This is a genomic window from Peribacillus sp. NPDC056705 (assembly GCF_043656335.1).
The window spans coordinates 71324-91926 of sequence record NZ_JBHTYI010000014.1 but is presented as its reverse complement, the minus strand read 5'-3'; the positions used below and the strand labels follow the sequence as shown (position 1 = coordinate 91926).

The 20603-nt window shown below is 35.6% G+C and carries 22 protein-coding genes and 1 pseudogene; 5 read left to right on the top strand and 18 right to left on the bottom strand.

The genetic code is table 11. The features are described 5' to 3' along the window. Positions 1–202: 202 nt before the first annotated feature. From ACFRAK_RS17405 to ACFRAK_RS17355, 11 genes are all read right to left on the bottom strand, one after another. Positions 203–412, bottom strand: coding sequence for a hypothetical protein (locus ACFRAK_RS17405; protein WP_387603241.1), 210 nt, complete (start codon positions 410–412; stop codon positions 203–205). A 181-nt stretch (positions 413–593) separates the two neighbouring features. After that, entirely contained in the window at positions 594–1277 is a 684-nt protein-coding gene (locus tag ACFRAK_RS17400) for an HAD family hydrolase (RefSeq protein WP_394572151.1), read from the bottom strand. Positions 1278–1452: 175 nt separating this feature from the next. Next, positions 1453–2160 (bottom strand): DNA alkylation repair protein, encoded by a 708-nt coding sequence (locus ACFRAK_RS17395; RefSeq protein WP_394572150.1) that lies wholly within the window; start codon positions 2158–2160, stop codon positions 1453–1455. Positions 2161–2311: 151 nt separating this feature from the next. Further along, positions 2312–3085: an SDR family oxidoreductase gene (locus ACFRAK_RS17390; protein WP_387603233.1), complete on the bottom strand. Its 774-nt coding sequence runs from the start codon at positions 3083–3085 to the stop codon at positions 2312–2314. A 97-nt stretch (positions 3086–3182) separates the two neighbouring features. Beyond that, positions 3183–3761, bottom strand: a complete 579-nt coding sequence (locus ACFRAK_RS17385; RefSeq protein ID WP_387603231.1) for a hypothetical protein — start codon at positions 3759–3761, stop codon at positions 3183–3185. Between the two features lie 209 nt (positions 3762–3970). Beyond that, on the bottom strand, positions 3971–4534 hold the full coding sequence (locus tag ACFRAK_RS17380; protein WP_387603715.1) for an MOSC domain-containing protein: 564 nt from the start codon (positions 4532–4534) through the stop codon (positions 3971–3973). Positions 4535–4664: 130 nt separating this feature from the next. Further along, positions 4665–5000, bottom strand: a complete 336-nt coding sequence (locus tag ACFRAK_RS17375) for a hypothetical protein (protein ID WP_394572149.1) — start codon at positions 4998–5000, stop codon at positions 4665–4667. A 12-nt stretch (positions 5001–5012) separates the two neighbouring features. Beyond that, positions 5013–5120 carry a nucleotidyltransferase domain-containing protein gene (locus tag ACFRAK_RS17370; RefSeq protein WP_387603225.1) on the bottom strand — a complete coding sequence of 36 codons (108 nt, stop codon included), beginning with the start codon at positions 5118–5120 and terminating at the stop codon, positions 5013–5015. Positions 5121–5313: 193 nt separating this feature from the next. After that, positions 5314–6219 carry a VanW family protein gene (locus ACFRAK_RS17365; RefSeq protein WP_387603223.1) on the bottom strand — a complete coding sequence of 302 codons (906 nt, stop codon included), beginning with the start codon at positions 6217–6219 and terminating at the stop codon, positions 5314–5316. 52 nt (positions 6220–6271) lie between these two features. Then, the gene (locus tag ACFRAK_RS17360; protein WP_387603221.1) at positions 6272–7126 is read right to left on the bottom strand and encodes a hypothetical protein; all 855 of its coding nucleotides are present in this window, start codon (positions 7124–7126) and stop codon (positions 6272–6274) included. 563 nt (positions 7127–7689) lie between these two features. Then, positions 7690–8076 (bottom strand): DUF302 domain-containing protein, encoded by a 387-nt coding sequence (locus ACFRAK_RS17355; RefSeq protein ID WP_387603218.1) that lies wholly within the window; start codon positions 8074–8076, stop codon positions 7690–7692. A gap of 600 nt (positions 8077–8676) precedes the next feature. Here ACFRAK_RS17355 and ACFRAK_RS17350 point away from each other — a divergent pair. Next, entirely contained in the window at positions 8677–9186 is a 510-nt protein-coding gene (locus tag ACFRAK_RS17350; protein ID WP_387603215.1) for a peroxiredoxin family protein, read from the top strand. 1049 nt (positions 9187–10235) lie between these two features. Here ACFRAK_RS17350 and ACFRAK_RS17345 read toward each other — a convergent pair. The 5 genes and pseudogenes from ACFRAK_RS17345 to ACFRAK_RS17325 all read right to left on the bottom strand — a co-directional run. Beyond that, a pseudogene (locus ACFRAK_RS17345) lies at positions 10236–11369 on the bottom strand (glycosyltransferase family 4 protein); the annotation flags it as partial. Beyond that, a complete protein-coding gene (locus tag ACFRAK_RS17340) occupies positions 11366–12466 on the bottom strand; it encodes a CotS family spore coat protein (RefSeq protein WP_387603212.1) in 1101 nt (366 codons plus the stop codon). The pseudogene ACFRAK_RS17345 and the gene ACFRAK_RS17340, both read right to left, overlap by 4 nt. 697 nt (positions 12467–13163) lie before the next feature. Continuing rightward, complete coding sequence (locus ACFRAK_RS17335; protein ID WP_394572148.1) at positions 13164–14462, bottom strand: MFS transporter; 1299 nt, start codon at positions 14460–14462, stop codon at positions 13164–13166. Between the two features lie 11 nt (positions 14463–14473). Next, positions 14474–15127: an ArsR/SmtB family transcription factor gene (locus ACFRAK_RS17330; RefSeq protein WP_387603207.1), complete on the bottom strand. Its 654-nt coding sequence runs from the start codon at positions 15125–15127 to the stop codon at positions 14474–14476. A 257-nt stretch (positions 15128–15384) separates the two neighbouring features. Further along, positions 15385–15768 (bottom strand): DUF1259 domain-containing protein, encoded by a 384-nt coding sequence (locus ACFRAK_RS17325; RefSeq protein ID WP_387706093.1) that lies wholly within the window; start codon positions 15766–15768, stop codon positions 15385–15387. Between the two features lie 39 nt (positions 15769–15807). Here ACFRAK_RS17325 and ACFRAK_RS17320 point away from each other — a divergent pair, with 39 nt between their 5' ends. The 4 genes from ACFRAK_RS17320 to ACFRAK_RS17305 all read left to right on the top strand — a co-directional run bounded on the left by ACFRAK_RS17320 (position 15808) and on the right by ACFRAK_RS17305 (position 18454). Further along, entirely contained in the window at positions 15808–15954 is a 147-nt protein-coding gene (locus ACFRAK_RS17320) for a hypothetical protein (RefSeq protein WP_387603201.1), read from the top strand. Between the two features lie 856 nt (positions 15955–16810). Then, entirely contained in the window at positions 16811–17044 is a 234-nt protein-coding gene (locus ACFRAK_RS17315) for a hypothetical protein (protein WP_387603198.1), read from the top strand. A 393-nt stretch (positions 17045–17437) separates the two neighbouring features. Then, the gene (locus ACFRAK_RS17310) at positions 17438–18196 is read left to right on the top strand and encodes a hypothetical protein (RefSeq protein ID WP_387603195.1); all 759 of its coding nucleotides are present in this window, start codon (positions 17438–17440) and stop codon (positions 18194–18196) included. Between the two features lie 21 nt (positions 18197–18217). Beyond that, positions 18218–18454: a hypothetical protein gene (locus ACFRAK_RS17305; RefSeq protein ID WP_342614601.1), complete on the top strand. Its 237-nt coding sequence runs from the start codon at positions 18218–18220 to the stop codon at positions 18452–18454. Positions 18455–18788: 334 nt separating this feature from the next. Here ACFRAK_RS17305 and ACFRAK_RS17300 read toward each other — a convergent pair whose 3' ends face one another. Then, positions 18789–19700, bottom strand: a complete 912-nt coding sequence (locus ACFRAK_RS17300) for a sigma factor regulator N-terminal domain-containing protein (protein WP_387604998.1) — start codon at positions 19698–19700, stop codon at positions 18789–18791. Further along, positions 19700–20191: an RNA polymerase sigma factor gene (locus ACFRAK_RS17295; protein ID WP_387604999.1), complete on the bottom strand. Its 492-nt coding sequence runs from the start codon at positions 20189–20191 to the stop codon at positions 19700–19702. Before ACFRAK_RS17295 ends, ACFRAK_RS17300 begins: the two co-directional genes overlap by 1 nt. Between the last annotated feature and the right edge of the window lie 412 nt (positions 20192–20603).

Sequence of the window (20603 nt, the reverse complement as noted above, 5' to 3'; positions counted from 1 at the left end):
ACCATTAATCCCAACCTTCCTGAGACTTTAGTTGCATAAAAAAAAGCTGCCTTATGACACCCCATTTTTAAAGCTAACGCACCCACTAGTTTAAGAGGGAATAATCGTCCAGACCTCCCCTTCAGGAAATCCACATTTAGTCCCCTTAAATAAAAACAGTGCCAACTTCATAAAGAAATCAGCACTTCGATTATTCACTATGTTATCGTGCAGCTTTAGGCGGTTGGCACACTTCACATTTACGTTGTTTATTATTCTTAAACTTCGTAAACGTTTTTTCAAAATTGCTACCACATATACATTTAAATAGTAACTTTTGAGAAAAACCGTGATATTCCGTCGTTAGCAACTTACTTTCCGAATTGTTCTCAACAAATTCTTTAATTTTGCCAATCGTCCATTGTTTATTCAATCTCTTACACCTCCATATTTTATCGCTATGCGGAGGCTTTACTTGGCATCCGTCCAAAAACAGTAATTATCTTAAGTCATTCATTATAACATGCGCTGGCACTCAATAATACAGATGGATGTATCTTCTTAAACTATCCTGCCCCAATTGTTGCAAACAGAAAAAACTTCACCAACTCACCTTATTGCCTATTTCCCCCATTGCTTTTGTCATTTAATTTTTCTAAAACTGATTTCAATTCAACTAAGCTGTTAATGATGATATCTGCTTGCGCAAGCTCATTTTCTTGAGCAAAATCAAAATTACACCCTATCGCTACTAAACCATTATCTTTTGCTGCTTTAATATCTGATAAGCGATCACCAATTACAGCACCTTTTTCAACATTATATTTGTTCACTATTGTATGTACTAAATCTGATTTATTTTGAGATTGTATGTGTTGTATACTAAATGTTTCCGTAACCCAATTATCTAAATGATAATACTTTACGATTGCATTTAAATATTCTATTTGCCCATTGCTTGCTATGTATATTGCACAATCATTATCTTTTAAATGGCCAAAAATTCCCTTTACATACGGATATAAAGCACCATTGCCTACATTAATATTAGTAATTAATTTCTCGTGGAATAATTCATTTGCTTGTTGTCTGGTTTCGCTCGAATGTTCAGGTAATAAGGTTTCCCATACAACTGGTAAAGGTACTCCCATAATTTCTCGATATTTTTCAATGGGCGTTTTTTGCTCCCATAAACTCAAATTCCTCAAATGATCAAATGTTTCTTGAAGGGATATTTCTAAAATTTTATCTGTTTGAAATAATGTACCATCCATATCAAAAATCAATGATTGTGTCATTTTCTTCTCCCTTGAACTTCTATTAAACCTATAGAGAAAGGCTGCCTCGGCAACCTTCCTTATTGAAATAAAGCACACATTAGTTTAAGAAGGATATTTTCATGTATCCAATCAAAATCATCGAGAAGGTAATAACCTTTTCACGATAGTTGATTCATATTGCGAGGCTAATTTTTTAACATCTTACATATTTGCGTTTAAAACCAAGCCTTCCTTTATCGACTTCTTTTTGAATACTTTCGTAAGCATTTAGCAAACTGTTTTTTTTCTTGTCCCGTTTGACTTCCACTATTCCTATTGCCTTTGCAGTCTCGACTGCCTTTTCATGGAGCGGCAAATATGAAATCCCCACGGTGTATAGAAAATTATTCATGGCGGATTTCGTTCGTTCTGGCGAATCGTGAATCGTATTCTTCACACTATCAAGCATATTGGAAATCTTGCTTTCTGAAAATTCAACGTCAAGCCGATTCCCTAAAAGCCAGCAGTAGCAACTCCAGCCCGCCGACATTCTCAGCTCTTCACCGCTTGCGATCCATTTATCAGCAACTTCTTGTGCAATATCCGACTCTGCTAAAGTTACGGCCACTACAAAATCGGACAGCATATAAAAATACGCAGCATCCATCCAACGATCATAATCCGACTCAGTCATGGCTTTTGGATCTGCAATAATGCCTGCAAAGTACATAGCATCGTAGTTCCCCGTCGAATAAAGCTCTTCAGCTAAATGTTGACTTATTTTTATTTTCTTTGCGATTGGTTTCATAGCGCCTGTAGCCACGCCAAAAAGCGGCTCATGCGCACCATTGGATATGTATATTTTTTTAGTTCGTTCCTTGCCAAGGGCTTCAAGTTCCTGCATAACCATCTCTAAATTCATCGCTTAGCACTTCCTTCTTTTCGGAGTTTTCCACCTAATATTTTGCCCATCAAATATATCACCATTATCCTATAACAAAAGTTACATAAAAAGGCTGCCACAGCAACCTTTTTTTATTGAAGATATCTGAACAAAGAAGATTTAGTTTAATTTACCTTTTAAATCCACCTTCTGCATGTATAACCTGCCCTGTAATCCAATCTGCTTCAACGCTCACTAAAAACTTAATAGTTTTTGCAACATCCCCCGGTTTTCCTATTCTGCCGAAAGGAAACATCGGTTTTAATTTACTTTGTATTTCCTCTGTCATCCAACCTGTATCAGTTGGACCTGGATTTATTGCATTAACCGTTATTCCTAAAGGGGCGAGTTCAGCCGACAAAGTGATGGTTAGAGCATCAACTGCTCCTTTTGTTGTTGCATAAGCTAATTCGCCAGGCATCGGTCCTTTTGACTGACCTGATGTAATGTTGATAATTCTTCCGCCTGATTTCTTATCAAACCTTTGAGCAAATTTACTGCTTAATAGTGTCGTTGCACGAACATTTACCATGTAATGTTTATCTAATTCTTCGGCAGTCAAATTTGAAAAATCATTGTTAGTTGAGTATGCTGCGTTATTAATCAAGATATCAGGATAACCAAGTTGTTCAGAAACTTCATTTATAAGTTGTTCAGGTGCATCATATAAAGTTAAATCCAACTCCATACATGATACCTTAACCCCCTTTTTTATTAATTCTTCTTTTAATTTCATGGGCTCATCTGATTCAATACTCCAAGGCATTTTTTTATCATATGCCGTCCAATAAGTAAAAAATATATCGTAACCCGCTTCAGCTAACTCCTTACAAATAGCAGCCCCAATCCCCTTAAGCCGGCTTACTCCCGTAATAATGGCAATTTTCCCTTTTACTTGGCCCATTATAATCCTCCATTTCAACAGTAAATTAAGTTATACTTGCCCTTTTGCCGCATAAAGAAAAAGCTATCTTAATGACAGCTCCAATTTTTAGCTAACGTTAGTTTTTAAGTTTATTCAGGTCAAATCTTGCTATTTCTTGATTTTCAATTGTTACAACTAAAAAAGCATCCAATGCATGCTTCTTAAGTTCATCTAATTTATCTTTTGAAGGTACAAGTAGTGGAACTTGGGAATTTTCTTCACTTACACCTAAATCGTAGTTAAGAGTATACTCACCCTTTTCGTCAGGCTTAAGAACTGATAAAAAGGAATGACCGAACCCTACACCACTCCCGTTATACTCTTCGGGATCATAAATATTGAAGCCTATCACGTCTTCTGACACCGCTCTCAGTTTGTCTTTAGGCTCAATCTTAAGTTCAATTCCTTTATCAACTTCTTCAATACCAGCTGTTTTATTACCTGTATTTTTAATGGAGAATTTATAAAATAAAGCTGTCGGGACCAGCTCATCTCCCTTTCTTTCTCCTTCAGTTATCCCAATTGAACCAAGTAAACTCTTATCTTTAACAATATCAACATTCGCATCTACTAGTTCTATAGAAGGATTTGATGAACAGGCTGATAAAAAGGATAAAACAATAAATAGGCTAATAAAAAGAAAACATTTCCTCAAGTAATCACCTCCAATTTAACAATACCATAATTTACCTATTATTCAAGCGGGTTCCTTGTAGAATTTTATTGCCGCTTACTTTCTTTAAAAATGATTAATTTCATCAATACATAAGAAAAAGGCTGCCTCAGCAACCCCCTAGTAGAAATATAGCAACCAGTTAAGTTTGTTTTGTTTTACTGAAAATAAAAACGGCTCTTTTGAAAACCTCATACCCTTTCAAGAGGTGTATGAGGTAAAGGAGGTAATTGAATTCTAACCACGTCCCCTGGGTGAACCTCACCGCTTTCCAAAACTATGCTCATTATTCCTGCTTTACGTATCAAGTTCCCATGCTTATCCCGGTCTAAGACAGCATTCATCAGTCCTGATTTAAATTGATCGATTTGGGCACATGGATTTCGTAAGCCTGTTACTTTAATAACCGCTGTTTCCCCAATATATAGTAACGAGTCCTTCGGTAATTCAAGCAGATCGATACCTTTTGTGGTGATATTTTCACCCATTTGACCAGCTTTAACATTAAACCTATCTTTCAATTCATCTAATAATTCTGAGTGTATTAGGTGAACTTGCCGCAGGTTAGGTTGATTTGGGTTAGCCGCTACACGTGAACGATGCTTTACGGTTTTACCTAAATGGGCATCTCCTTCAACGCCCAAACCTTTCAACAGCTTTATACTATTGCAATTTTCCTTACTGAATGTGTGTTTATCACTTTTACTAACAGCTATTACTACTCCACTGGCCGAGTTGATTTTTTCGTCATTCATTTTCATTCATCTCCCCCTTATTCTTATAGTTTGATATATTTGTTCAAATATCCTGCCCAGTTAGTTCCATAATAAAAAGGCTGCCCCAGCAACCTCCATTAGTTAGCTCAATAAGAACCTTATTTAACTTCTACCTATTTACATCAATGATCTTTTGAATAATTTCCATGCTTTTAAGATCCTTTGGACGAAGTGTCCTTCCTGTTCCTTGTTCGTAAACTTTTTTTTCTTCAAGTAATTGGTATGGGTTTAAAACATTCATTGATATACCTCGTAAATTATAAGGTCTCATTGGCAAGGCATCTTTCCTCCATACCCATTCTGGAAATCCGTTAGCGACTATATCGCCATTATCCGAATACCTAACAAATACAAAACTCACATTGACATTGTTCTTGAGGAAATCGGTTTGAAACTCGCTGACTGGCTTTAGTTGAAAACCATCATTAACAAGCGCCTGTTCCAAATGCTCATGATGCTATATCCAAGTAACTAAATCAATATCAGAATGTGACCGAGTGATCTTTCCAAGAAGAAAATCCATCACCCATCCGCCTCGTAGCCAAAGGTCAATATTAAGTACCATAAATTAGTAACAGTAGTTAAACTTTTAACATATCTCTTATTCAACTAATCAAAAGCATGTTCAACAGTAAAAAGCTCGTAAAAGTGTACTTTTACGAACAGTTTTCCTCTAATGGAAGATTGTATTAATGGGGCAGCATCTTTCTTTTAGTGGGGATTGTCTACGACAGAACGTGCTTGCGTTTACTTATTAATCACACCGAAATTTCTTTTGATATGTGTTTTGAAGCGTTGGGAACTTTTCGGGCCTCATAATTAATCATATCTGAAGAATACACTGCGACGCTCACAATTCCTCCTTGTGTTGTAGCTCGTAGGAGGATAGGTTGATTGTACTTGTTTTTAAAGCTAAAATCAGGACCATCCCAGCTTACTGTAGCATCCCGGCCAGATGGAACATAAGGAACGCTCCTAGAATGGGAATAGCGTTGAATAGTTTGCAATCCTGCATTGTCTATAGCGTTAAAAAGGGTGGATGATACCTGACAGATCCCTCCACCGATCCCTTCAGAAAACTCTCCTTCGACTATAACCCGAGCGAGCATATATCCTTTGTCTCCTGTCCTCTTGCCAACGACTTGGTTAAAAGAAAACGTTTCTCCTGGAAACACGACATAATTATTAATCGCTTTTGTTGCAAGCAAGACATTATTTGAACGATTTTTATTGTTCTGATTAAAATAGGTTCTATATTCACCTATTTTTTTCACACGTATCTGAGCAAGCAATTCGATGTCAACTTTTGGATAAATGGCAAGTAAAGGCACTTCCACTTTGTATGCTTTACTACTATACAAAAAGGAATAAAATTGCTCATTAAACGCCTGATGGTACAGCTTATAACCTACCCGCCCAGGCAGCATATTACCATATTTATCGATAGTGGCATTTACAGGTTTTTGGTACACTTGGCGATCTAGTTTTTCGATAAACCGATTGTATTTATCCAAGTCCATCATAGGAACATTTAGTGAGGGCATAGTAACATCAGCACGGTTGACAGTGGCAATCGTTTGCCCGTGTTGAGTTACCGATAAGCTTTCAGAGATATTCACTTGTTGAACGAATAGTAAAATTCCGGCAATCCATGTTAATCTCATTTGAATGCCCCCCACACTAATATAGTTAGGATTAATCATTGCATGTATCCCTTTATTTTAAGTCTTCATGGAGCGAATCTTGATCAATGAACCAGCGATCAGTCAAACTTTCCCTTCGGATCATAAAATGCATTACCTTTTTTTCTTTGCCTTCTCTCTTCTTATTAATAGCTACTTGAACGGGTACATCCACGAGAAATAGCCCATTTAGTTGTTCCGGCGGTTGTCTTAAAGGCTCAACCACTCCAAAATATGTAATATCTTCAACAAGTTTATTGACAGTTTTAGGATGTCCCGGATTTGATAAGGTCATTGCTAATAATTTATGATTTCCTTGGTTAACGGCAATGGTAAAAATACGTATAAGTTCATAAGGACTTACCGTTTGTATATAATCGTCAAGCTTACCAGCCGCTTTCAATACCATTAATTTATGTGAAAGATCTTCGTTTTTCAAACGATGCGTAATGCTTCCAGAGAAATGAACACAGAAATGACCTGAAAAGCCGTTTTGAAGAGCACCGGCACCATGTGGCATTCCGTGCATGGATGCAGCAATCATTTGATTATTGATTAATACAATAATGGCTCTTCTATTCCAACTCCATTTATTATTATAAATTTTCTTCATGATTTGAGTATCTTCTTTGGTTAGTGGCTGTACATCGGCATGATGGCTGCCTGCTCTTCGCTGAACCTTGAATGATAAACCCGTTTCAATATCAATAATGGTGAAAATAGTTTTATTAGGAATAATGTTGTTCACGATTTCCCAAGGCAACATCTCAATTTTAAAGCTTATTGGTCCTTCTTCATCTTCCCATTCCGTTGCATGGGCCGGGTGATCGACCATTAAGACAAGTATAAAAATAGTGATAATCACTTGATAAAATTTATGGTTTTTCATTTGGTATCTCCCGCATTTTTTCTTATTATTTCAGAACATTATCAGTAGGATACCTTTGAAAATTTGGAAATTAAACTCCTCCTTGTTACACAGGGTTTGGGGGAATCATAAAACGACAAAGTTTTTTCATTTTCCTGTTCCTTAATGAATGAACTAACTCAACCTTTAATTGAACATGAGTGCCGTGTATGTTGTAAATTAAGTTCTCATAATATGTAATCGATGTTGAAATGAGGGGATATTAATTCCATGCTTTGTAAATCTCATTCAAAGGTAAGTATCGCTGATAGTTTAAGGGGTACATCATTTTTTATGATCATGCTTTCTGTATCCCAAAAACGGACAGTTTCGTCTTCGCCAGTACGATTAACTTCATAACAAACTCATCCCAAGGTATGAAATGACCAATTACCTCGGGAATTGTCCATTTTCCTTCTTCTATTTGATAACTCCGAGAGTAGAGGAACTTGTTCAGGCGATGGAATAAACATCATATATGAAAAAAGACCCTTGAGACAGAGTATACCATCCTCGTCCAAGGGTTCAGCTCTTGCCACACTATGCTATTGCACGACCCGGTCGATACACGCAATTAAACGGTCTTCAATATCCTGGGCAAATCCTTTAATAGAGGAATCGCTGACCATTTCAATTAAAGATGTTGGTCTCGGCATGCCTATTTTCGTCTTGCCTCCATCTTCATAAACAACAATTTTACACGGCAAGAAATAGCCAACCATTTGATTTTCTGATAATACCCGTTGCGCTTCTTTTGGGTTACAAACTTCCAATACATGATAGGGTTGATCAAATTCAAACCCTTTATTTTGTAAAGTTTCTTTGATATCAAAATGCCAAAGCACACCGAATTTTTCCTCTTTTAATTTTTCCTCTAAGACTGCCATTGATTCTTCGATTGATTGATTCGTTTCTACGGTGTAATGAAACATAGACTCATCTCCTTATCCACTTTAATCCAACTTGTTCCCTGTTTATTAAGGATCAAAACAACTATTGATATATTGCGGCTAATTTCTCCCCTAATATCAAAAGGGGAATATACTCCCTCGAAATCAATGACGGTTATCATTCCCAAGTCATACGAATAATATCACCAGAATGAAATAATCCGTTGTTTTTTATTAACAGCTTTAAAGTAAACGACAAACTTAGTTAAATCTTATTTTGGAAGCATTACCGCTACTAGGGGTAGCGTCAGGAAAATGCGGATACAACGTTAAGGGGTACTCCACATCGCCATCAAGCTAAGGTTTTGAAGTACCCCCTAAACGAAAATTTTCTTTCTCTATAGATATATACTATGAGAAGTCAGCTCATTTTTTTTCGTTTTGGGGGCGTTTATCTTTCTTAAGTTGATGGGGATGTACCCCATTAACTATTGTGAATGGTTGGAGTTCTTGTGATTTTTGATATTTCCAAGCAATGTAATGAAGCTTACATATTTTAATTGCTAATTAAGATAATATAATGTGTGTAACTTAGCATTTGAAAATATATACACTATCCATTTATTAAAAGGAGGAGACAAAATGACTACTTTTAAATTAAGTGAAAAGGTTCCAAACTTTATACTTCCTGAAATTTCAGGACAGGAATTCTCTTTAGAAGCCGATCTTAAAGAACATAAGGGCTGGAAATTAATTATTTTTTTTAGAGGCGCCTGGTGCCCTGTTTGTGTCCATGATCTGAAGGAGCTTGAAGAGAGCAAAGGTTTCTTTGAAGGGAAAAATGTACATCTTATTACTTTGTCTACGGACAAATTAGAAAACTTAAGGAATATGGCATTGGAGAACAGCTTATCGTTCCCGATTTTATCAGATGAATTCCTGGTTGCTTTAAAAGCTTACGATGTTTTCTATCACGGTGATGATGCACCTTATGAAGATCATGGTACTCATGGAGAACCTGCTTATTTTCTTGTGGATGAAAATGGACAACTACTATATCAACAGAAACAAACCAGTCCATTTGGTCGTCCAACATCGACAGAGCTTAGAAAGATTGTTCAATATATAGGCAAGAATCTAAAGTCTAAATAAATCTATTTTTACGGAAAGAGCAAGCTATATGCTTGCTCTTATTTATTAGCCATTTAATTTTTGAACTTAACTAACAACTAATTTGAATTCAATAAAGAATAGGAAATTGTCCAATTCTGATTTTTGTAATTAGCATTATAGAATTGTTTTTTTCACTCTGGTACGATAACAATGCAAAAGAAAAAGGAGTGATCAACGTGCAATTTCCGGTTAATAAAGCAATTAAAACTGGAATCATAGGTGGCATCATTGGTGAAATTATCTTTGGAATGATCATGCAAATGATGGGTAAGATAGCCATGATTGAGGGATGATGGCGAGCAGCAGCTTACTAAATGCCTGGATCATTCATATGATGATAAGTATTATTTTCGGCATTATCTTCGGAAAGAAAAAGAGCCCTCTTGTATGATGTATGAGTGTCAACGCATTGACCCAGCATCAAACAAGGAGGACTTCTCTATCAGTTTAAATAGATGGAAGAAAGTGCTCAATCTATCGTTTGTATGAAGAAGTAGTTGTAAGTTTATTAAGGGCACAAAATCTAATTACGCTTCAATAATATTTTTGGTCCAGGTTAAGCTAACCTGAACCTTTAGTTACATAAAGAAAGAGCTGCATTAATGTCAGCCCCGTTCTTCAGCTAAAGCACGCACCCCAATAGTTAAACAAGGACCATCCTGTTTATTACGACAATTTTCCGAAGTGAGGCACAATGTTTTTTCCTTAAACCGTAAAACCGCTTTTTTATAAAGGCTGATTTTCGTAAGATTGCTTTTCAGGAGGAGTGTCATTGACCAATTTGTTGCATAAAATTGAAACTTGGGGTGGTTCTGGAGAGCTTTAAGGTTAACTTGCTTAGCAAATAGGGGGAATAGGGGCAGGTCCTGCAAATGTATCCTCGCCAATCACTTCGTTTTTCACATCCTTTAGAAATTATTCACATAAATGTGATCCCTGCAGCACCAGTGACAAGTCTTTTTTAGTAAAAGCAACTCCAATATAGTGTAATCCATGTTCATATAACTCTTGATTGGTCTAAACAGTCATTGTTTCCAAACTTCAAGTATCTCAGATCCAACTCGATCCCATTGATATAAAGCAAGGGCAAGTTCCCTGCCTCGTTCGCCCATTTTTTCCATTAGTGATCTGTTTGATAGAATTTCTGTAATCTTTTCTGTAAAACATCCAGGATCTTCTGGATTCTCTACTACAAGCCCATTCTCTCTTATACGAATGACCTCTGGATTTCCGCCTCTTGCCGTTGTTACGATTGGAAGCCCTGCACCCATTGCTTCATAATGGACACGTGCAAGCGGTTCTTGCCATATTGATGTACACACGAATAAATCAGCGGCAGCAAACCAATTTTGTATTTCACTAGGCGCGACAAAACCAGTTGAAACAACTGGGATAGGCAGCTTTTTTGCCAATGCTCTTACATAAGCTACATAATCAGTTACATCATTTTGGCTGAACCATTTACTTCCGACAATCACTAAAGCTAAATCCTTAAATTTACTTGAAAGCTCAGGTAATGCCCGGATTAGCCTATCGACGCCTTTATTATTGGATAGTCTTCCTGCAAATAATAAGACCGTTTTGTTTTCAAGACCGTTTGCTTTTCGTAATTCATTACGAATTCCTTGCATTTTCGAGTGACTGCCGGGTAGAAATCGGTTGGTGTCTACACCAGAATAGATTGTGCGAATCTTTGATGAAGCTTGTGGATATAAGTCTTTGATGACATTGCCTATATAATCACTGACAGTAACAATATTTGTAACTTCTTCAATGGCCGCTTTTGCTTCTTCGGGATTGATTTTCTCTGGATTAAACATATCATTATGCATGCTGAGGATAATTTTTGAATTAGGTGCCGCTTTTCGGACAGGAAGGACTAGTCGAGGTCGATTGAATATATGAATTAGATCGAAATGATTTGCTTGAAGATAGCTAATAACCTCTTCTCGATATACTTCGAATATTTTTCCTGGTACACGTACATAACGGTTTCCATCAATCGTTTCTTGATCAGGGAGTGATGGGTCATTAATTCCCAAAACCGTAATATCATGGACTTTACTTAAATATGGCAGGGTGCCTGATATATAGGTTTGGATGGCACCACCTAGTACTGGAGGAACCGGAAGCTTTTCGGTACAAATCATTAAAATTTTCATGTTTGTTCTATTCCCTTCCAATCATCTTTAATTTCTTCTAAAACTGGCCATTTTGTCTGATCGGTATCAACAATTGTTTGAATCATGGCTGTTGTTTGATCATTTAGAAATAGTTCAGGTTCATATACTACTTCTTTAACATTCTTGTAAAATTCATTTGGACCAGATAAATCGATCATTAAGAGATCATACAGTTGCGATGAAATTGGATTTGCCTCGTGATAGGACTTGATCATTTCTCTTACCCAAGTTGCATCCCATCTATATAAATCTGCCATTGTGCCGGTAATCAGTTTTCTCAAATCGCGAATGGGAAGGTCATAAGCAACACCGTCAAGGTCAATAATCCACATTCCATTAGCTCCCATTTGACCATTTGACCAGCCATAATCTTGATGCACTAATCCCCAATATTCATTTCCTTGTTGTGCTAACTCTAAATAGCTTGATTCATTTAATTTTTCCAAGCTTCTTTTTGCTTGTTCTTCGAATTGATCTAAAACATTCAGCAAGTGGGGGCTTGCAGGCATTTCTTCATATGCATTGGCAATGTTTCGAAACCAATCCATTTTGTTAATGACTTTTTCATAAGTCGCTGGCCATTTATATAATCTGGATGCAACTTCAGCTTGTCGAGGCGGAACATACCCTTTGCTTAAAAGGTGGAATTCGCCGAGAGCATTACAAAGGTGTTTGGCTCCTTCCAAATCTTTTGTTACAGGTGCCAATGTTTCGATCCACTCAGCGACAAACCATAACTTCCCTCCAGCCTCAACATAATCATTTCCATCTTTGGTTTTCACGATAGGCGGTACTCTTGCTTCCTTAACATTGACTAAATATTCTTGAGCTCCCAAGCTAAATTTACTTCTTGTAGGTCTTCTGTGCAAAAGCTTTAAACTCTTCGGCCCTGAACTTGTTTCCATTTTCCATATAGAGCCGCCTTTATCTGGTTTTGTTGTAACAACATGCATGTTCTGAACGGAGAAACCGTAATGTTCAAGAACTTCCAGTGCCATTTTTTCAATATATTCAGGAACAAAAAACTCATGAGTAAGTTCATCTTCTTCCCAAGGCACAATTATTGCGTTCTCCATGAAAACCCCTCCTGTAATATATTTAAAAGTATTTTCCGCCAAAATAAGGGTAAGGTCACGACAGATTCATTATGTTCCAATCTCATATACAAGCATAGTTTTATACTCTAATGTTGAATACTGTTCTTTATTAAATATCCGTGATTAGTCAAACACCGCTGGAGTAGTCATACTTTTTATTAAACTATGTGGGAAAAAAACTTTTGTATCAGACAATTCACCCAAATTGTTAGGTAATTGGGTTCTAGTGAAGTTATGACACGTTAGGATCATCAATTGAATATAAGCTTAAGCTACTCCAAATAATTCATCGATGAATTCACTCTCGCCATGGACAATTCAATTAAATATATAAAATCATGTTTTGACCAAACTTTTAAAACATGCTTTACCTTTTTTATCATGGCTGTTTTCGCATTCTTTGTTCCTATTTACCAAGTAAAGCGGTGTGGTTGATTTCCCCTCCAGATGCACGCTTTCCGCGGTGCTCCCGCAGGAGTCTCGCACCTGCGCTGCAATCAACCTTAAATAGTTTAGTTTTAAAAACAACAATCTTTACGAAAAGAGCCTTTATCATCGAAGGGGCATCACCCAAACCTACGGCATTTTGTATGATAAGCAATTCCTAGCAAAAAAAGCCATTTCCTATAGGTTAGGAAATGACTTTTTTATTTCGCCTATTGTGCTAAAGCATCTGTTAGTTCAAATTCCTTTTTTTACTTCCCCGGGACCAGATAACCACTGGAATCAATAATAAAGATAATAACCCTCCAATAAATGATAATGTTGTATAACTTGAACCAGCCACAATCATTCCGGATAAGGCTCCGCCCGAAGCCCCTGATAAGGCAATTAAAACATCCACTTTACCTTGAGTTTTAGCCCGAGTTGAAGTTTCAGTTGAATCAACAATCAGAGCAGTCCCACTTATTAAACCAAAATTCCAACCTAATCCAAGTAAGGAAAGAGCAATCACTAGAAAAATCATGGAATCACCTGGTGCAATCGCTGATATCAAACCTGCCAGAAGCAAAGTGGCTCCAGAGGCAATGGCCATGGCAGTACGACCAAACTTATCAACAAGGAAACCTGTAACCAGTGACGGGAGATACATGGCACATACATGAAATCCAATAACAAGGCCTATATCACCCAAGTCATGTCCATGATGTCCCATATGAACTCGTGTCATTGTCATGATAGCCACCATTACGATTTGAGTAAGGACCATAATTGTCGCACCAACAATAATTCCTCTTTTGTTTGCTATTTGTTCAGCATCAGTCGAATGTTCTAACACCTTTCTTTCTTGGTTGGACGCTTCTATCGTTCTTGCTATCACTAATGGGTCTGGGCGAAGCATGACAAAAAGTACAAGACCTGCCAGGATAAATGCTGCTGCTGATAAAATGAAAGGACCAGCAAGTGATGGAATGCCAATGGATGTAGCAAAGTCCCCCATTACATTCACTAAATTCGGACCTGCGACTGCACCAAATGTTGTAAACACCATTGTAATACTAATAGCAGTAGCTCGTTGTTTATTGTTCGCTAAGTCCGTACCAGCGTAACGAGCTTGTAAATTTGTCGCTGTACCCGCACCATAAATAAGCAGGGAAGCAAATAAAAGGAAAACACTATTTATTATAGCTGCAGTCATGACTCCTATTGCCCCAAGTCCACCTATCATAAAACCGGCTGTTAGACCTGTACGACGACCGTAACGTTGAGAAAGTCTCCCTACGATTAAAGCAGCCCCTGCAGACCCTAAAGTAAATAAACCCGAAGGAAGTCCAGCAAATGCATCTGTGCCAAGCATTTGTTGCGCAAGAAGTGCCCCCACCGTAATTCCAGCAGCTAACCCAGCACCACCAAAAATTTGAGAAATACTTACAATAATTAATGTGCGTTTGTATAACATTTTTTGTTTTTCTTGAGAATCTACATAACTCTGGTTCAATTGATATGCTTTATTGGACATTGCTTTATTGGACATTTGTTAATACCTCATTTATCATTCTGTAATTTCCAATCATGTACACCTTCCTCTAGACGAAATGCATTAAAACCTTTGGATCTTAAAAGTTCAACAGCTTCCACTGACATTAAACAGTAACAACCACGACAATAAGCAACCACATCACAATTGGTTGGCAAAGTTGAAAACTTCTCACTTAACTCTTCAATTGGCATAGAAACTGCACCAGGAATATGAGCTTCTTCATATTCCTCCATAGGTCTTACATCCAACAAAATAACCTCACCTTTATCCATCCGTTCTTTAAGTTCTGAAAGTGAAACCCCATCCATGCCAAGATTGACATTTAAGAACTCCTGCTTAATTTGTTGAACCTGTACAAACTGTTTTTCTGATAATGTATGCAAGGAAGTTAAAAAATCCGAAATGGCTGCATCCGCCAGTTCGTAAATGACGTAGTTCCCTTTCTTCTGAAACTTTACCAATCTAGAATTAGCAAGGATTTGTAAATGTTGAGATACATTCGCCACAGACATATTAGCAGCTTGAGATAATGCCTCCACCGACTTTGGACCTTGAGATAAAATATCAAGAATTTCCAATCGTTTCGGACTAGAAAGGCTTTTACCTATTCTTGCGAACTCTTGATACAATAAATCTTTTAAATCGCGATCATTAAACATGTAAAATCACCATCTATCTATTCAAGTGTTTTATTGAACACTTGAATATTAAGCAAAGTTATAAGAAAAGTCAAACAATTCTTTATGAAATTTTACTCCAACCGTTTGTTAAAAATCCCCCTTTAGTACTTAGGTTCCATAAGAAAAAGCCGCCTTAAAGACAGCTCCAATCATTAGCTAACGCACTGATCAGTTCAACAAAACCGGGTTTTCACCGTGTATTATGTTCATCAAAAATCAGACAAGTGGGAAATCCGTTAGTTCCTTAACGCATTTCTGACTTTCTTTGCAAAAACTAATGGATCATCAACAGCTTCGATATTAACGTATATCAAATTCGGATCATCAAATAGCCACTCATTGTGTATCGATGAAACTATTATTCCTTGTTTAAGAATCAAAGCAACAAAATTCTCGACTTCACTTTGCAAGAGTGCTACCCTACCTAGGCACAATGCTTGTCCAGTCTTATCCCTTGATTCAAATGAGAAAGAAGAGGTCACCCTAAAACGTTTTCCTAAAATTTTTGCTTTTATTTCATTTCGATTTATGGTTGTCACACATTTTCCACCCGCAAATCCTTCTTGGCCGCCGATAATCCTAGCAAACTTTTGACAAATTAATTCATCATTAGATGCCATCTATTCATCCCCTCCCTAATATTAATAGGATATGAATCAATGAATAGATTCGAAACGGATATGCATCTATTTGAAATGAAAATCATTCTTATATCTTATTCAAACCATCCTGCTCCTGTTAGCCCCATAAGAAAAGAGCTGATGTCAAAGCTCATTAATGAATTAACGCAACCGATGGTTCTTTAAGAATTTTTGTGAGTTGACACAAACTGTGACGCAAATGAGACGGTATGAAAATTAATTATATGAGTTCGAGCTGCTTTGTTTCTTATGGTAGTACAGAAAGAAGTAACCAAAAAGAATAATGGTAGGTACTATATTGGTAAAGATATTTATAAAAATAAAACCTAAAATGCCTGCCCCTTTAGTTGAATAAAACTTCTGTAATTATTCCTTATTTTAATTTTAAAAGTGGCTTATCGAGGTTCGATAAGCCACTTTTATACTCCCCTTTAGTTCCTTAAGAAAAGAGCTGCCTTAAAGACCTCTGATCTTCAACTAACGCACTCCGTTAGTTGAAGAAGAAAAGTGAAGCTTATTCAACAATTGCGAGAGGAAACTTCATTTCACTTTTATATAAATATGAATTAAATCACTTATCCTTCAAATCTCTTTTAACAAGTAAGTAATCTGTTACGAAAAAAAATATTATCGTTATTGGTATTAAAAATGAATTTATTCTATGAGGAATCGAACTGAAATATGGCATCATTAAAAATAAAAGTATAAGCAGCGTAGTTACTATTTTGAGAAATAAAAACTTCCCTTGGTAATATCTTCTCCCCAAACTTTTCACCACTTAATAAGTTATTCCGTTAAATGGACCGATTGTTGAACACAAGTTATACAACACACTAATAGGATATACTTTTGATCGAAATGAAAAAAAACATCGAATTTATTATGAACGCGATTTTAAAGCGCTTAGAGAACTCAAAAAATCACTTTCTAATAATGTAGTTTTTGCAGACGGGATTAAAGCCGTTGTATCAATGGATTTAGAGGGGAAAAACGCTGTGAAATCCGTTTATCAAAGAGTGAATTGGAAAAACTTAATCATAAAACAGTCAAGAAGGCTATAGAAGAGGAAAGAGAAATCATGTTTCAGGGTTTTGAAATGAAGATGAATGATGCTGTAGAAAAAAGAAATCGTCTTCTAACTACTCAAATGAATAAGAGATTAGAAGAAAAAATATTAGAAATAGCAGCTGCTAAAGAAGAAGAAAATAAAAAAAGTGGTGGGAGTTTTGGAATTAAACTTTCACCACTTTTTTGATGGATAATTAAGAAATGTACTTACAAGCCCCGATTTTATGAATCGCAGATAGGTGTTTGCAATTCTTTCTTTTTAACCCTCATTACGAAAAAAGACTCCTTTTTTATTCATCGCTCATTGTATCTGAAACTCCATAACTTGTAATTTTTCTTTTCATCTTGTCTTCATTTTTTAATTATTTAAAAATAATCATTGAAATTATATCCTGAATTGTCCATAATTACCAATGTGTGTTGAATATCTAGTAGTGAGGAGCTCATCAAAAATATTTTAGTTAATATTTCTTTTGTATTTAGTTTAATAGCATTTTTAAAATAATTATAGTGTAAATATCTATTTCTATTAAATATGAAAATTTAATCTTTACATTTTAAAAAAGGGAGTGCCTAATTAATGTATAAAAAACCTTTGTCGTTCATCCTTGCTGCATCACTTATATTAGGAAGTATAGGACCAATTACTGTTAATGCTTCAACTAAAGATAATCAAGATTTATCAGTAAATGTATTAGAATCAACAGAAGAAAAGATAGTTATTGAAACAGAAACTGACAATGAAATTGTTCTTTCCACAATTGAAACAGTTGAAAATGATACTGTTGAAGTAACTAGTGAATCATCTACAGGCGATATACAAGAATTTGTTTATCATAAAGGCGATGATTATTTTTTATTGAATGGTGAAAAAGGCGAATTAAAGATTGATGAATCAATAGAACCAGAATTAGTAAATTCAGGAGTTACTGTTTCTTCTATAATGGCTACTTCAAGTTCACCTAAGTATATGTCTACTACCACTCTTAGTTTAAACAAACATGTAAATTCTTTAAATGCTATAGTAACAGTCGTTGGCGGTGTACTTGCTGCTGCTTTTCTTACTGGTTTTAAGTTTGCTAAAACAGATTATGCTGGTACAATTGGCGCATGGTTAGGTGTTGTTGGACTAGGAACTTATTTCTCTTCAAAATTAATGAGTGGTACTCTTAAAGTTGATAATTATAGAAGTGGTTCCAAAAAATTTACCGGATGTGAAAATTTGTATCAATATAGATATCAAAATCCAAAAATTAATTTCACTTTAGCTGGAAAAAAATTCAGTAAATCTTATAGCAAAACTGGAAGTTGGTATTACGGCACAAGACCTTGCGCATAAAATATATAGGAGGTGATAAAAATGAAAGGGAAAAAGGTTTCGTTTTTTATAATAATAATTGCTGCTATATTGGCTATAACTATTTTGTTACGTACTGGACCTTTTGAACAGCCTATTTGGATGCAAGTAGTATTTTTATTTTTTACCTCTGTATTGGCTTATGCAACTTTTAACAGTAAATCTAGATTTCCGTTTATTGTTCTAAGTATTTGTTCTGTCGTAATAATATCTTCTTTATTAATTAGTTTTGTATCCTAAATCAAAAAAAACAAATGTAAAAAGCGAGCCCTTGGTAAAAAGGCTCGCTTTTTTATCGTAACTTTTTTAGCCTAACCTGCCCCGTTAGTTCCATAAGAAAAAGCTGCCTTAATGACAGCTTTGATCTTCAGCTAACGCACCCGTTAGTTTAAGTACATCTATTCACAAACTGTGTTTTCTATGTATTAAAATAGATCAAATCTCATTAGCACTCTTTCCAAGAACACTGTACCGTTAGCTTCATAACAAAAAACACTGCTAATTAGCAGTCTTAAGCTTAAACTTTCTCCATTTAGTTAATTAAGAACATAATTTTTATTGGGTCTCTTGCATATTATTTTTCAGGTTTAATATAAGGAACGATTTGTGCAGTGGCACCTACTGAAGCACCGCGGATAAAATTTTGATTCTCTAAGGCTTTGAAATTGTTTGTTTTTCCAGTGAGCATTACCCCTAAAATTTTCACTTCACCGAACTGCTTATTTTTATTTACCTTTAAAAATTCTTGAATTGTTTCATCATCCCCATTTGAATCATACTCTTTAAGACCATCGACAAAGCTTGAATATGATTCTTTAGGGGTGTCGGAAAGTTCAAACCCATAAACTGGCATACCAGCTGGCCCCTTGCTTTCATCCCTAATTGGAGAAGCCAAATACAACCATACGATGTTTAAATTATCAGGGATTTTTGCTTGTATTTCCTGTAACGTGTATGGTTTATCAAAGGAAATGGCAACTTCTGCAACGTGGTACTCCATTTCCGAAATTTCCCCTAATTCATTTTGTACACCATTATAGTATTTTTTTATGGATGGATGATAAAATGTTGCTGATTTACTCTTTGTCTGTTTATCATACTCATAGAACTCTGTATCAGACCAATGAAATCCTGGTACTAACTCGTTCGTGTCAATATTGACTCGAAACCAATCATATGAACTTGTAAGAGTGCTCCATTGAACTACATAACCATTAATATTCTTAGAACGGTTTGTAATAATGTTACCCCCAAACATCGATGAATTACTGGTTACTTGAGAGTCGATCTGAATATTAGGTTCAGCAATGGCATTATGTAAAAAAAGCTTTCCGTGAAGCTTTGTAGAGCTTTTCGCTGCAAAGTAGTTACCTGTTTTATAAAAGATAGGTAAGAGAATTAGTACTACAATAATTGAAGTGATGATAATTTTTAGTAGATGTTTTCGTTTAGCCTTTTTTAAAGCATCATTTAACGAAGATTCCATCAATATGGTCCTCCTAATTTTGAGTGAATAAATTTACGTGCACGATATAATTTTTGCTTTACACTGTCTACTTGAATATCCAAAATAGTTGCAATTTCTTCATATGAAAAATCATAGTAATACTTTAAAAAGAAAATTTCTTTGTATTCTTTTTTTATGTCTTTTAATAAATAAAAAATCTCATCTTTATTTAAAACCGTATCAAAATCGCAATCGATGTGTGATAGCTTGGAATAAATTCCCTCAGTTAAGTAAATGTTCTGCTGCTCCTTTTTCCTTTTCAAATCAATATATTGATTAAGTGATACTCTAAAAAACCAAGGACGTATATTGCTCTCTGTTAATTTATCCAATAGCGTGTAAATTTTGTAGTAGGTGTTTTGAATTATATCTTCTGCATCTTCTTTTTTGGCTCCTCTCGCTAGTAATAGCTTGAACACTTCCTCTCCTAAATTGATAAGGTAGGAGGTTAATACATTTTCTTTTTTCATCTTTTGTCCTCCCTATACTTATACAACGAATGAGTGATATTAGATGTATACACTTAGATGATTTAGATTTTAATTTTTTATGAATTGGTACTAAAATATGATTCTTTTTCTGAAAATAAATAGCTTTATTATTCCTAAAATATTGTTTAAAGTAGACAGCTTTAATAACCTCCCATCACAAGATGGGCACTGCATTTCTAAAACAAAACTAAACAACTTAATTATCTATAAAGTAATATTTTTAACTATTTGAAAATACCTCTTTTTCAAATATCCTGCCCCTATAATTGCATAAGAAAAGGAGCTGCTGATCAGCTCCTGGTAATGAAGTAACCAGCTAATAGGATGTCAATATCTTTCTCTAATATTTTCATTTCCCTTATGATATACTATTTTTGGCCATGCCAAATAA

What these genes read in the sequence shown, in the direction of transcription:
- ACFRAK_RS17390 (WP_387603233.1), bottom strand. Translation starts at nt 3,085, where the DNA reads ATGGGCCAAGTAAAAGGGAAAATTGCCATTATTACGGGAGTAAGCCGG.
- ACFRAK_RS17335 (WP_394572148.1), bottom strand. Translation starts at nt 14,462, where the DNA reads ATGTCCAATAAAGCAATGTCCAATAAAGCATATCAATTGAACCAGAGT.
- ACFRAK_RS17365 (WP_387603223.1), bottom strand. Translation starts at nt 6,219, where the DNA reads ATGAGATTAACATGGATTGCCGGAATTTTACTATTCGTTCAACAAGTG.
- ACFRAK_RS17300 (WP_387604998.1), bottom strand. Translation starts at nt 19,700, where the DNA reads ATGGAATCTTCGTTAAATGATGCTTTAAAAAAGGCTAAACGAAAACAT.
- ACFRAK_RS17325 (WP_387706093.1), bottom strand. Translation starts at nt 15,768, where the DNA reads ATGGCATCTAATGATGAATTAATTTGTCAAAAGTTTGCTAGGATTATC.
- ACFRAK_RS17340 (WP_387603212.1), bottom strand. Translation starts at nt 12,466, where the DNA reads ATGGAGAACGCAATAATTGTGCCTTGGGAAGAAGATGAACTTACTCAT.
- ACFRAK_RS17310 (WP_387603195.1), top strand. Translation starts at nt 17,438, where the DNA reads ATGTATAAAAAACCTTTGTCGTTCATCCTTGCTGCATCACTTATATTA.
- ACFRAK_RS17350 (WP_387603215.1), top strand. Translation starts at nt 8,677, where the DNA reads ATGACTACTTTTAAATTAAGTGAAAAGGTTCCAAACTTTATACTTCCT.
- ACFRAK_RS17355 (WP_387603218.1), bottom strand. Translation starts at nt 8,076, where the DNA reads ATGTTTCATTACACCGTAGAAACGAATCAATCAATCGAAGAATCAATG.
- ACFRAK_RS17400 (WP_394572151.1), bottom strand. Translation starts at nt 1,277, where the DNA reads ATGACACAATCATTGATTTTTGATATGGATGGTACATTATTTCAAACA.
- ACFRAK_RS17295 (WP_387604999.1), bottom strand. Translation starts at nt 20,191, where the DNA reads ATGAAAAAAGAAAATGTATTAACCTCCTACCTTATCAATTTAGGAGAG.
- ACFRAK_RS17395 (WP_394572150.1), bottom strand. Translation starts at nt 2,160, where the DNA reads ATGAATTTAGAGATGGTTATGCAGGAACTTGAAGCCCTTGGCAAGGAA.
- ACFRAK_RS17305 (WP_342614601.1), top strand. Translation starts at nt 18,218, where the DNA reads ATGAAAGGGAAAAAGGTTTCGTTTTTTATAATAATAATTGCTGCTATA.
- ACFRAK_RS17380 (WP_387603715.1), bottom strand. Translation starts at nt 4,534, where the DNA reads ATGAATGACGAAAAAATCAACTCGGCCAGTGGAGTAGTAATAGCTGTT.
- ACFRAK_RS17330 (WP_387603207.1), bottom strand. Translation starts at nt 15,127, where the DNA reads ATGTTTAATGATCGCGATTTAAAAGATTTATTGTATCAAGAGTTCGCA.
- ACFRAK_RS17370 (WP_387603225.1), bottom strand. Translation starts at nt 5,120, where the DNA reads ATGGTACTTAATATTGACCTTTGGCTACGAGGCGGATGGGTGATGGAT.
- ACFRAK_RS17320 (WP_387603201.1), top strand. Translation starts at nt 15,808, where the DNA reads ATGAATAGATTCGAAACGGATATGCATCTATTTGAAATGAAAATCATT.
- ACFRAK_RS17360 (WP_387603221.1), bottom strand. Translation starts at nt 7,126, where the DNA reads ATGAAAAACCATAAATTTTATCAAGTGATTATCACTATTTTTATACTT.